This is a genomic window from Maritimibacter sp. 55A14 (assembly GCF_003122205.1).
In the GTDB taxonomy this organism is placed as follows: domain Bacteria; phylum Pseudomonadota; class Alphaproteobacteria; order Rhodobacterales; family Rhodobacteraceae; genus QEYE01.
The window spans coordinates 60,898-71,611 of sequence record NZ_QEYE01000019.1; the positions used below are offsets into that span (position 1 = coordinate 60,898).

Consider the following 10,714-nt stretch of genomic DNA (forward strand, 5'->3'; position numbering starts at 1 on the left):
CGGCTTTGCGCTTTTCGGAAAAGCAGGGCAATATGGGCACCGGCGCGACGCCGTGCCAGGCAGATAAGGAGATGCCGTTGGACAGGAAGCGGATCGTTTGGATCCTTGCCGCGCTTGCCGTGCTGGCCGCCGCGGCACTGTTGGCCGCACGCGCGCCGCGCGAGATCGAGGCCTCGCGCCCCGACGGATCCGGGCCGCAATTCAATCTGGCATGGCTCGACGCGCTGCCCGGCGGCGTCGAGACGATCCCGGCCCAGGACTGCCTGGCCGAGGCGCTCTATTTCGAGGCAAGGGGCGAGGATATACTCGGGCAGATCGCAGTGGCCGAGGTGATCGTGAACCGCGCGGCGAGCCCGCTCTTTCCCGACACGGTCTGCGAAGTGATCCACCAGGGCACCGGCCGCCGCCATGCCTGCCAATTCAGCTATACCTGCGACGGCGAACCCGAGGACATCCGGGAACCCAAGGCGTTTTCACGCGCCTTGCGGCTGGCCCGCTACCTGCTGAGATCCGGTCTGCCGGGGCTGACCGAAGGCGCGGTCTATTACCACGCGCGTTCCGTCTCGCCCGGCTGGACGGAGTCGCTGCCGCAGGTGGCACAGATCGGCAACCACGTCTTCTACGGCGACACCGAATCCAATTAACCCGCGGCCAAACCGGCGCGCGATCTGACCAGGGAAGTGCCGGTGGTCAGCGGGACGCACGATACCAACCGCATCCTGATCCACCCGACCCGGAGGAAGCACGTTTTCCGCCCGACTCGCACCGCCAATGAGCCAAGCAAGATGTGGCCAGCATGATCGACGCCGGCCGGATCCGGCTGATTCCGGATCTGGCGGCCCTGGAGCTGGACCGTCCGGGCGGGTCCGCCACCGCAACGGATACGGAACGGGCGCCAACGGGGAGAGTGAACCCACGCCGCCGCGCCCGCGCCCGTCTCTTTTCCACTTGTCACACCTGCCGCCCCACGGCGGCGGCGCGGCTCAGCAGAGAACCGGCTGCGCCGGCATCGGCACCAGTTCGAAGACCAGACGCAGCGTGGCGTCGATCTCGCTCTGTGTTTCGGATGCGGCCAACTGTTCGGAGCAGTATTCCCGCAGCGCCGGATTCTCGATACTCGAGATCAGGGGCGCCAGGGCGTCCTTGCTGACCGTCTCCGGCCTCTCGGAGTGATCGACCATGATGTTCATGCCGCGAACTCCTTCTTGACTGCCTCGACATGATCCTCGGGAAGGAAGACATCGTGGTGAATGCCCGAGAAAGCCCGGATACGCGCGATCCGCTCTTCCGAGCAGTCCATGAGCGCCGCCAGCGCCGTGACCTTGCCCATCGGTGTCGGCACGCCGAGATAGTCGTAAGGCGCATTGCCCGAACGGCGCATCACCCGGTCCATGATCGGGTCGATCACTGCCACTGCGTCCTTGATGCCGGCCTTCATCCCGTACTCGAACGCACCGAGCATGACTTCGCTGGTGACGTAGGAGATCGAGTTGCGCCCCCGCCCGGTGCTCAGCCGCCCGGTATCGACGCAGAATCGCGTCGCCTCCCAGATTGTGGCGCTGCGCAAGGGCGGCTCGCCGCCCAGGATCGGCGAGAACACGTCCGCCAGCATATGCGGACCGGTCGTCTGCAGAAGACGCATGCAGCCAACCACGCGGCCCCAATCGTCGATGCTGACGACATGCGCCGGGTCGAGGTCGTCGAATGGGTCGCGCTCGCGCCCGTCCTCAACATTCACGTCCCACCCCAACCTTTTTTGGAAGACACGTGCCCGCAGCTTGAAGACTTCATCCAGAGTGTTTGGATATTGAGCCTCGTTCAGAGCGTCAATTATCAGTATCATCTGTCTCTCCAGTTTACCCCTGGAAGACAGGATCGGGGACAATTCAACGCTGGGCTATTAGGGAAATCCCGTAGAGGGCGTTCACGACGGTCTGATGAAGCCTAGTCCAATTGCCCGGCCAACCGCTTGCGAGGTCGATAACGCCCCGAGCTTTTCGCGTGCAGAGCGAAGATGGACCTCCACCGTCCGATACGAAATCGAGAGGATATCACCGATTTCCGTCTGTGTCTTCCCGGCGGCTGTCCATTGTAATATTTCCGTCTCACGGGACGACAGTTTTGGCAGGCGAAGCGACCGCATGAGCACGTCGGATCGCATGATCGCATCATGGATATGCACGGCCGATGTCTGAAGGTCCGAGGCGATGTGCCTGAGCAGTTTGCCCCATTCCTCGGCACTGCAATCGCGCGTGACATTCAGCAAACCGCAATCGCCGAAAGGGCCGCGGACCGGGACACTCAACCCTTGGGCGGAAATACCGAAATCGCTGGCCGCGCCGAAAACCGCGTGAAACTTGTCGTCCTTCCGGAAACGGCTCCAGTCCACGGGCGCGATGCTTCGGGCCGACATGTGGAGCGTCGGATCGAAACGGTGCATTTCGTGGGACATGTAATGCAGTTTCCACTGATCCGGATAATTCGCGTATCCCTGAACGGTCCCGGACACCGGATTCAATGTGGCATAGGACGCATAATCGAGTTCCAGCCGCTCGCAAAGCTGGCCGATGAAAGTCATGAAACTGTCATCGGATCCTGGAACTGCACTGAGATCAATAAGTTCTGAAATCGCCGGCTTCCCATGTTCCAAGTATCTGTCGGGTGAAAAAGATACACGTCGAAGAGGCAAACATACAGGGCGCAGTTTTACAACGCGGGCCCGTACCGCCTAATCACTTGATCGTGGGATGCGCGGCCCGTACCGGCCGGCGCGCGACTCAGCCCCGCATGACCCGCGCAAGGTTGAGCAGTGCCTTGCGGCGTTCGTCCGGCATCCTGAGGAAGGCGGAGGCCAGTTGCCGCGCCTCGGCATCGACCATCGGATCGCCCTCGAACCTCGTTTCTGGCGTGCTGACCCCCGTCGAGGGATTGGAGCAGTCCTGGAAGAAATACCCGATCGGCACATCCAGAACGCGCGAGATTTCCCATAGCTTGGAAGAGCTTACGCGGTTCTTTCCGGCTTCGTACTTCTGGACCTGCTGAAACCGGACGCCGATCGCGTCGCCCAGGTCGCGTTGCGATTTGCCGACGGCCAGACGGCGCTCCTTTATTCGCGCCCCGACAAGCGTATCAATATTATCCATTGTTCCCTCGCGTAATGACGCGCCCCCAATTCACAAGAATGTAAAAAGTATTACAAAACGGGCCGCGACATGCAACCCCGACGCGAATCCCTGGACGCCCAAGGCGACCTTTATGCTACGTCATCCGTCCCGATGCAGATCGGCGAGATCTCGCACGGATTGTGCAAAAATTGTGACGTCGCTGCCCACGGCAACCAGTTTCGCCCCCAGACCGAGGTAATGCCGCGCCCGGTCCGAATCGAACGCGATGATGCCCGCCGCCTTGCCATTCGCCGCGATCCGGGCGATGGCGCCCTCCAGCGCGGCGTCGAGCGCGGCGGGCTCCACCGGGCCGTCGCGCGACATGTCGGCAGCCAGATCGGCGGGGCCCAGGAAGACGCCGTCCACCCCCTCCACCGCCAGGATTGCGTCGAGATTGGCCAGCGCGCGGCGGCTCTCGGCCTGCACGATCGTGCAGATCTGCGCGTTGGCCGTGGCCACGTAATCGGCCTGCGCATTATAGCCCGAGGCCCGCGCCAGCGCCGCGCCGGCGCCCCGCCGCCCCTCCGGCGGATAGCGCAGCATCGCCACGGCGTCGGCGGCTTGCGCGGCGGTCTCCACCATCGGGATCAGGAAACTTTGCGCGCCCAGTTCCAGCATCTGCTTGACCACCCAGTCCTGCCCCACGGGCGGACGGATCATCGCGCTGGCAGGGCTGCCGTTCATGGCCTGGAGTTGGGCCTGGAGCGTGGTCAGCGTGTTCGGCCCGTGCTCGGCGTCGAGCAGCAGCCAGTCGAAACCGGCATTGGCGCAGATCTCGCAGGCTGCGGGGCTGGCCAGCGCCTGCCAGAGTCCGATCTGCCTACGCCCCGCAGCCAGCGCGGCCTTCAGGCGGTTGACGGGTGCAGGCATGAGCATCTCCTCTGTCGGGCTGCGGATGTTCCGGATAGAGCTTGGCAGGCCGCCGCGCGGGGCTCAAGCGCGCAAGGGGCTTTGCGCAGCGGGAAACTGCGCCTAAGCTTCGCAGTCATGTCCTATGTCAACAACATCCGCATGTTCCTGCGCGTCTTCGACCTCGGCTCCATGTCGGCGGCGGCGCGCGATCAGCGGGTGTCGCCCGCGGTGGCGTCGAGCCGGATTGCGGAGTTGGAGAAGCATCTGGGCGTGCGGCTCTTCAACCGAACGACCCGGACGCTCCAGGCCACCGAGCACGGGCGCATCTTCTACGAGGGCGCCAGCAGGATCGTCGAAGCGATCGAGGAGGCCGAGGCCGCCGTCGCCGACGTGGCGCATAACCCGCGCGGTTCGATCTTCGTGGCCGCACCGCTGGGCGTGGGGCGGCGCTTCATCGCGCCCCATGTCCCCGCCTTCAAGGATACCTATCCGGATATCGACGTGCGGCTGCGGCTGTCGGACCGCAAGCTGGACATCGCGGCCGAGGGGCTCGACGTGGCCTTCATCCTCGGGGTGCCCGAGGACAGCAATCTCAAGCTGCGCCTGGTGGCGGAATGCCCACGCATCCTCTGTGCCTCGCCCGACTACGTGGCGCGTCACGGCGCCCCCGCAGACGGCCATGCGCTGGTCGCCGACCGCCATGCCTGCCTGCTGCTGCGCTTTCCGGGCCAGCCGGAGTTCCAGTGGCAGCTCTCCACGCCCGAGGGCCCGGTCCGGTTCGAGGTGACGGGCCCGTTCGAATCCGACGATGGCGACGTGCTGACGATGTGGGCGCTCGACGGGCGCGGCATCGCCAACAAGGCGGTCTTCGAGGTGGCCGAACACCTGGCCGAGGGGCGGCTCGTCCCGGTGGCCGAGGCCACGCCGCCGACCCCGATCCAGTTGGCCTGCCTCTATCCACACCGCCGGCTCCAGGACACCAAGATCCGGGTCTTCATCGACTTCATGATCGCCCGCTGCCGCGAGGAGTTGCGCGCCCGCGAGGCGCTCGCTCAGCTCCCGCGATAGGTGGCGTAGCCATAGGGCGAAACCAGCAGCGGCACGTGGTAATGCACGTCCGCGTCGGAAATGCCGAAGCGGATCGGCACGATGTCCAGGAAACGCGGATTGCCCGTCTCGATCTCGAGGCGGTTGAGATATTGCCCGACATCGAATTCCAGTTCGTAGCTGCCCGGCGCGAAACTCTCCTCCGGCAGGATCGGGCTCTCGGTGCGCCCGTCGTCGTTCGTCACCATCTCCGCCAGCCAGTCGCGCCCCATGCCCGTGAGCCGGTGGAGGGTGACACGGATGCCCGCCGCCGGCACCCCGCGGGCGGTGTCCAGGACATGGGTCGTCAGAAATCCAGTGCTGCCGGCCATTCACTCCTCCATCGGCGGTTCCAATGACGCGAGCCTAGAGCGGCCTGCATCTGATCCGCAACATACGGCCCCGCGCGGAGGTGGGTCCATTGCCCCGCGCACACCGTGGCCGGCACCTCGCCACCGCATGCCGTCCGTGACGTGGCGCGCGGTGGCTCACGCTCTACGCCGGAGCCAGAAACAGTAGCCAAGCGGGCCGCGGCCACGCCGGGGCGCCGACCCGCGGCACATCACCGACCGTGCCAGGGACCGCGAGGGCTATCGTCACCGCTTATGTTCAGGATTTCAACGCGCGCTAGGGCGCCGCGGGCGCGGGCCGCGCGCGCCGCAAGAAGGCCAGTTGCGCGGCCAGGCAGGCCAGTAGCATCAGCGCGCCCATCAGGAAGGTGACGCGGACGTCGCCCAGCCGATCCGCCGTCGCTCCGGCCACGACCGGTGCCGCCATGATCGCGGCGTAGTAGAGCGTGAAGAAGACCCCCATGCCCAGTGCGCGGGTCCGCGGCCCCAGCACCAGCGACGGCAGGCCCATGACCGGCCCCGCGGGCAGCCCCGCCAGAAACCCCATCAGGGCGAAGCCCGCGGGCACCATTGCGTCGGGCATGAATGGCGCGCCGGCCAGCAGCAACGCGAAGCCCCCCAGCCCGACGGCCAGCACCGCGTCGCGGCGCCCGGTCCGGTCGGCTATCAGCCCGCCCAGCGGGATCGAGACAGCCACCAGCCAGAGCACCAGACTGGTCGTCGCCCCGGCGCTCGCCAACGGCCAGCCCCGCGCGGCCAGCAGCGCCGGGCCGAAGCTGAAGACCATCGCCAGCGCGGCGTTGTAGAGCGCCCAGATCGCGCCCGCCAGGCAGATCGCGAGAAGCGGCAGCGGAACGCCCGCCATCCCCGTTGCCGGGCGCGGCGCAGCGGCGGGCGGGCGGTACCCCAGCAGGAAGGCGGCAAGCCCCAGCCCCACCAGCGCCGCAACCGCGCCCCAGGCCGTGCCAAGCCCGAGCGGCGCGCCGATGCCCGGAAGCAGCACGAGTGCCAGTGCGATGCCCACCGGCCAGGAATTCACGTAGATGCCCATCGCGGTGGAGATCTCGCGCCCCGCGAACCAGTCGGTCACCATCTTGGTCATCAGGACATTCAGGATCACCCCGCCAGTGCCTGCCAGAACCCGGCCCGCCAGCACGATCTCCCAGGCCGGGGTCAGGCTCGCAGCCAGCGCGCCGGCCAGCATCAGGACCATCCCCAGGGCCACCAGCGTCTTGTCCCCGATACGCGCCGACATCGCGCCGCCGGGAATGGCCAGCGCCACGCCGGGTGCCAGGTAGAGCCCGATCAGCAGCCCGGTATCGGCCAGCGAGGCACCGTAGTGCCCGGCCACCAGTGGCGAGAGCGCCGCCACCGACTGGAACTGGAAAGCCATTGTCAGGCGCGCGAAGAAAAGCACAGCCAGGATGGACCAGCGGTTCGTCATCGGGCCGCCCCTCCCCCTGCGCCTCCGTGATCGTCGCAGGCTAGCTCAGTTCGAGGTACCGGGGAACCGCGTTGATCGGGGGCTCAAAGCTCGACGATGGTCACGCCCTTGCCGTCCGACGACAGCGCCACCTCGCCCGCGCAGAGCCGCAGCGCGTCGCGCCCGAAGACCTCCAGCCGCCAGCCGCTCAGCGCGGGTCCGTCGCGCTGGCCGGAGGCGATATCGTCGAGATCGGCGGAGGTGGCGATGAGCTTCTGCGCCACGCCCGCGGCCTCGGCCTTTGCCTTCAGGAGCACGCGCAGCAGGTCGGCAAGCCCCGGATCGACGGCACCGCGTTCACGCTCGCGCGGGGGTTTGGGCAGGTCGTCGGCGGGGCAGTTCACGCCCGCCTCCACCGCCGCCAGGATACCCTCGGCAATCGCGCCGCGCCGCGCCTCGCGCAAGAGAAGCCGCGACTTGCCCAGATCGGCGGGCGTGCGCGGCCGGGTCGAGGCCAGCTCCAGCAACGCGTCGTCCTTCAAGACCCGGTTGCGCGGGATATTCTCGGCCTGCGCATGGGCCTCGCGGAACTTCGCCAACTCGCGCACCACGGCCAGGAACCGGCTGGAATTGCTGCGGGTTTTCAGGCGCTTCCAGGCCTCCTCGGGCCGCGAGATATAGGTTTCGGGATCGGTGAGGATCTTCAGTTCCTCCTCGACCCAGGCCTTGCGTCCGGTGCGCTCCAGCCGCTCGGAGAGATATTCGTAGATGCCGCGCAGATGGGTCACATCGGCCAGCGCATAGCTCTTCTGTGCGTCGGTCAGCGGCCGGCGGCTCCAGTCCGTGAAACGCGAGGTCTTGTCGAGCGGCGCCTTGACGATCCGGCGTACCAGCGTCTCGTAACCCGCCTGCTCGCCGAAGCCGCAGACCATCGCCGCCACCTGCGTGTCGAAAAGCGGATCGGGAATGACCCCGCCCTCGATGAAGAATATCTCCAGATCCTGTCGCGCGGCGTGGAAGACCTTGACCACGGACTTGTCGCGCATCAACGCATAGAGCGGGTCGAGCGACATCTCCGTCCCCTCGATGGGGTCGACGAGCACCGCGTCGGCGTCGTCCTCGCCCGGCAGGGCAAGCTGGATCAGGCAGAGCTTGGAGTAGTAGGTCCGTTCCCGCAGGAACTCGGTATCGACAGTTACATAGGGCTGGGCGGCGGCGCGCCGGCAGAACTCGGCCAACTCGTCAGTGGTGGTAAGTGTTCGCATTCGGACCATTATTCATGAACGCCCCGCAGGATTATCCCACGGGTCCGCACGTCTTAGGCGATGGCGCGCGGTTTGGAAAGGGCGGGCGCCCGACAATCCGCGCAGCCCCGCGCCACGGGGCCGTTTCCGTGATAGCAAGACCTCCGGATGGTGCCCCCAGAGAGACTCGAAGTATACCCCCTGTAACAATCGGGGAACCTAGGGCAACCACCAGAAAACTATAGGTTTTCTCAGGTTTCTTCGTCCGATACCGCCTGTGTATTGTTACGTTTTTTCCAAGTCAAGTGTTACAGTTACTTCGGCGGATCAGAGTCCGTCTCCCGACGCATCCGAGGAAATCAATTCGCGGTACAGGTCAACATCTTTCAGAGGCACGTCCGAGAGGAACGAGAGCGAACCATCGGCCCACCCGTCCTCGAACCCACGGCGCAACCCGTCCCGCCTGAGTTGGTCGTAGGTGCACGGCCAGGTCAGCCCGACGATGCTCTGATAGACATACCAAGCCCGTGCCTTGGCATCGCGGAACAGAAAGGGAAGACCGGCCATGAAGATCGTCCCCTTGGACTGGGACTCATCCCTGCCCCGCTGGGTCTTGAACAGCTCCGAGAGTGCTTCATTGAACAATTCGGGTCCGAGGATATGGAGGGGCGCTGCGGCGCTCACAGAGGTGCTGAGCGGCGTTAAGGCGTTTTGGGTAGGCTGAGACTCCGGAAGGGCTACAGGCGCTCCTGAATCCCCTCCGTGAGTCTGAGAGACAGGCGTGATTTTGTTGTCTATGGCTTCATCTCCTTGAAGGTCTTTGCCGCCAGAACTGCCGGGACACAATTGGATGCAGATCGGTACATTTTCTCCCTATAGAAGACGGCATGGCGTCAGAGTCTCGTCACGCCGAACGGGCAAAATCGTCAGCGTAACGAGTGAGGGGAGTGAGTCTTGTGAGTGGTAGGAGTATGTCATTGCATGACGTGCGCGGCGGTCCTCCCACTCCGAGAGGATCGCCGCCATTTCGTCTCTGACCCTTTAGGCGGTCATTCTACCGGAAATGGAAAATCCAGATCGCTATCCGGTATCTGCGCCGAGTACGCAAGGTGACCTTCAGGTTCCACGGGTTGCACCCGGTGGGACGTGACGACCTTCACCGCGTTCCCAATGTCGGTAGCCGTGGCCTCATCTGTTTCCAGCTTCTTGATCAAGGCGCGGATCAGGAGGCCATTGAGACGCTCAAGGTCGGCGCGGGTTGCGTTATCGTTCTTGGACTTGCGCTGCCCCATGATCACGCCTCGTAGGGCTTATAGAGGTAGTCGAACGCTTCGGCTGCATCCGTTCGGGACAGCTTGCCGGTAGCTGCCATGAACCAGAGGTTGCGAATGATGGCTTGCTCCTTCTGGTTCCCGCTTTCGGCCTTCTCGACAAGGAACGCCATGCGGTTAGCGCCGAACCCGTCCCCCGTTTCCATGAAGTCGGACATGATCTGCGATCCCGTCTCCTGCATGTCGGAGTAGATTTCCCTGACCGCCTTTTCGGGCATCCCGAGTTTGTCGGCAGCGAACTGGAAACCGGCCTCACCGATCTCGCCATTCTCGACAATATCCATGCCGAAGGTTTCGAGTGCAGCGGGGGCAGCATCAGCACCCAGTGCCAACTGAAGTTGGTCGCTGAGCAACCTTGCGGCTTCCGGGCGGGTGTCCTCGGGTTCGCCGTGGTCGTCCTGGTTCTCGGCACCGGCCCTGAATACGTCCTCGGGTGTACTGAAGGTGTCACCTTTGACCAACCCAAGAGAGGTTGCCATTTCATAGGTCACTTCCATTCCGTCGATCATCAGAAGGTCGCTGGGCTGGTAGTCCCCGTTGGGCACATGCTGGCGGGAACCATCCCGCGTGACGACAGAGGGATTGTTGTTGGCCTCGGCATCGTCAATGTAGGTGGTCGCTGTGGAGAAGTGGCCCTTGGCCCGTTCCTCTGCCGTAATGTCGCGGTAGGAGAAACCCATCTGGTTGTCTTCGGTGAGGTTGTCGGAGGCGTGGGGAACCACGTTCCCTGCGGCGTCGATTGCATTGGTCATTGCTTTAATTCCTTTCAAAATGATCTTGGATGCTGGTGGTTTGGTAATTGTCGAGGCCCAGCGCCTCGCTTGCCCTCTGAAGAAGGCGGTGGTCGGAAAGCCATGTGCGGTCCATCGCGTGTTCGACAGAAGATCGCAGTTCCTTGCCGATGGCCCGGACGATGCGTCCAGCCTTGCTATGGTCGAGACGTACCGTCTTGGCCGTCTTTTCGGTAATCGGTTTAGGGAGATTGGCGCGGGGGTCTTCGGAGACGTACCAAGGGCGCTCCCAGCCGACGATCTTTTCCTCGGTCTTGGTCTTTGAGAACCCAGAGTTGCGGAGAACAAAGAGACCGGCGCACGTATCTACGAAATGGTTCCGCTCTTTTGTGAACCCCCGCCTGCCTGATCTTCCCCCACTAAAGTGGTCCGCCGTAATGTTTAGGAAAACGGAGGACCGGAATGGCTACGAAGCGGCACAAGCCTGAGGAGATTGTCACGAAACTGAGGCAGGTTGAGGTGCTTGTCGGGCA

At 64.4% G+C, this 10,714-nt stretch carries 13 protein-coding genes; 2 read left to right on the forward strand and 11 right to left on the reverse strand.

The features are described 5' to 3' along the window. Positions 1-77: 77 nt before the first annotated feature. Complete coding sequence (locus DDZ14_RS15045; protein WP_233252604.1) at positions 78-644, forward strand: cell wall hydrolase; 567 nt, start codon at positions 78-80, stop codon at positions 642-644. A 339-nt stretch (positions 645-983) separates the two neighbouring features. On the opposite strand, the gene DDZ14_RS15050 is transcribed toward DDZ14_RS15045, so the two are convergent. The 5 genes from DDZ14_RS15050 to DDZ14_RS15070 all read right to left on the reverse strand — a co-directional run bounded on the left by DDZ14_RS15050 (position 984) and on the right by DDZ14_RS15070 (position 4,034). Further along, on the reverse strand, positions 984-1,190 hold the full coding sequence (locus DDZ14_RS15050) for a hypothetical protein (RefSeq protein ID WP_109425797.1): 207 nt from the start codon (positions 1,188-1,190) through the stop codon (positions 984-986). Continuing rightward, entirely contained in the window at positions 1,187-1,843 is a 657-nt protein-coding gene (locus DDZ14_RS15055; protein WP_109425798.1) for an acyl-homoserine-lactone synthase, read from the reverse strand. The genes DDZ14_RS15050 and DDZ14_RS15055 overlap by 4 nt, the downstream gene beginning before the upstream one ends. A gap of 81 nt (positions 1,844-1,924) precedes the next feature. Next, a complete protein-coding gene (locus DDZ14_RS15060) occupies positions 1,925-2,578 on the reverse strand; it encodes a LuxR family transcriptional regulator (RefSeq protein WP_109425799.1) in 654 nt (217 codons plus the stop codon). Positions 2,579-2,777: 199 nt separating this feature from the next. Then, positions 2,778-3,143, reverse strand: coding sequence for a helix-turn-helix domain-containing protein (locus DDZ14_RS15065; protein ID WP_109425800.1), 366 nt, complete (start codon positions 3,141-3,143; stop codon positions 2,778-2,780). Between the two features lie 120 nt (positions 3,144-3,263). Beyond that, entirely contained in the window at positions 3,264-4,034 is a 771-nt protein-coding gene (locus DDZ14_RS15070; RefSeq protein WP_109425817.1) for an HpcH/HpaI aldolase/citrate lyase family protein, read from the reverse strand. Positions 4,035-4,151: 117 nt separating this feature from the next. Between DDZ14_RS15070 and DDZ14_RS15075 the strand changes: the two genes are divergently transcribed. Continuing rightward, positions 4,152-5,084 carry a LysR family transcriptional regulator gene (locus tag DDZ14_RS15075; protein WP_109425801.1) on the forward strand — a complete coding sequence of 311 codons (933 nt, stop codon included), beginning with the start codon at positions 4,152-4,154 and terminating at the stop codon, positions 5,082-5,084. On the opposite strand, the gene uraH is transcribed toward DDZ14_RS15075, so the two are convergent. The 6 genes from uraH to DDZ14_RS15105 form a co-directional block, all read right to left on the reverse strand. Continuing rightward, complete coding sequence (gene uraH, locus DDZ14_RS15080) at positions 5,069-5,434, reverse strand: hydroxyisourate hydrolase (RefSeq protein ID WP_109425802.1); 366 nt, start codon at positions 5,432-5,434, stop codon at positions 5,069-5,071. The genes DDZ14_RS15075 and uraH overlap by 16 nt on opposite strands. Positions 5,435-5,729: 295 nt before the next feature. Continuing rightward, positions 5,730-6,896, reverse strand: coding sequence for a CynX/NimT family MFS transporter (locus DDZ14_RS15085; RefSeq protein ID WP_109425803.1), 1,167 nt, complete (start codon positions 6,894-6,896; stop codon positions 5,730-5,732). A gap of 83 nt (positions 6,897-6,979) precedes the next feature. Continuing rightward, positions 6,980-8,140 (reverse strand): ribonuclease D, encoded by a 1,161-nt coding sequence (rnd, locus tag DDZ14_RS15090; protein ID WP_109425804.1) that lies wholly within the window; start codon positions 8,138-8,140, stop codon positions 6,980-6,982. Positions 8,141-8,446: 306 nt separating this feature from the next. After that, positions 8,447-8,686, reverse strand: a complete 240-nt coding sequence (locus DDZ14_RS15095; RefSeq protein ID WP_146193157.1) for a hypothetical protein — start codon at positions 8,684-8,686, stop codon at positions 8,447-8,449. Positions 8,687-9,168: 482 nt separating this feature from the next. Next, entirely contained in the window at positions 9,169-9,411 is a 243-nt protein-coding gene (locus DDZ14_RS15100) for a hypothetical protein (RefSeq protein ID WP_109425806.1), read from the reverse strand. 2 nt (positions 9,412-9,413) lie between these two features. Next, positions 9,414-10,202 (reverse strand): hypothetical protein, encoded by a 789-nt coding sequence (locus DDZ14_RS15105; RefSeq protein ID WP_109425807.1) that lies wholly within the window; start codon positions 10,200-10,202, stop codon positions 9,414-9,416. Positions 10,203-10,714: the final 512 nt, after the last annotated feature.

Bases quoted from the DNA above. Each gene is read 5' to 3' on its own strand.
- DDZ14_RS15050 (WP_109425797.1), bottom strand. From the start codon at position 1,190: ATGAACATCATGGTCGATCACTCCGAGAGGCCGGAGACGGTCAGCAAG.
- DDZ14_RS15055 (WP_109425798.1), bottom strand. From the start codon at position 1,843: ATGATACTGATAATTGACGCTCTGAACGAGGCTCAATATCCAAACACT.
- DDZ14_RS15060 (WP_109425799.1), bottom strand. From the start codon at position 2,578: ATGACTTTCATCGGCCAGCTTTGCGAGCGGCTGGAACTCGATTATGCG.
- DDZ14_RS15065 (WP_109425800.1), bottom strand. From the start codon at position 3,143: ATGGATAATATTGATACGCTTGTCGGGGCGCGAATAAAGGAGCGCCGT.
- DDZ14_RS15070 (WP_109425817.1), bottom strand. From the start codon at position 4,034: ATGCCTGCACCCGTCAACCGCCTGAAGGCCGCGCTGGCTGCGGGGCGT.
- DDZ14_RS15075 (WP_109425801.1), top strand. From the start codon at position 4,152: ATGTCCTATGTCAACAACATCCGCATGTTCCTGCGCGTCTTCGACCTC.
- uraH (WP_109425802.1), bottom strand. From the start codon at position 5,434: ATGGCCGGCAGCACTGGATTTCTGACGACCCATGTCCTGGACACCGCC.
- DDZ14_RS15085 (WP_109425803.1), bottom strand. From the start codon at position 6,896: ATGACGAACCGCTGGTCCATCCTGGCTGTGCTTTTCTTCGCGCGCCTG.
- rnd (WP_109425804.1), bottom strand. From the start codon at position 8,140: ATGCGAACACTTACCACCACTGACGAGTTGGCCGAGTTCTGCCGGCGC.
- DDZ14_RS15095 (WP_146193157.1), bottom strand. From the start codon at position 8,686: ATGGCCGGTCTTCCCTTTCTGTTCCGCGATGCCAAGGCACGGGCTTGG.
- DDZ14_RS15100 (WP_109425806.1), bottom strand. From the start codon at position 9,411: ATGGGGCAGCGCAAGTCCAAGAACGATAACGCAACCCGCGCCGACCTT.
- DDZ14_RS15105 (WP_109425807.1), bottom strand. From the start codon at position 10,202: ATGACCAATGCAATCGACGCCGCAGGGAACGTGGTTCCCCACGCCTCC.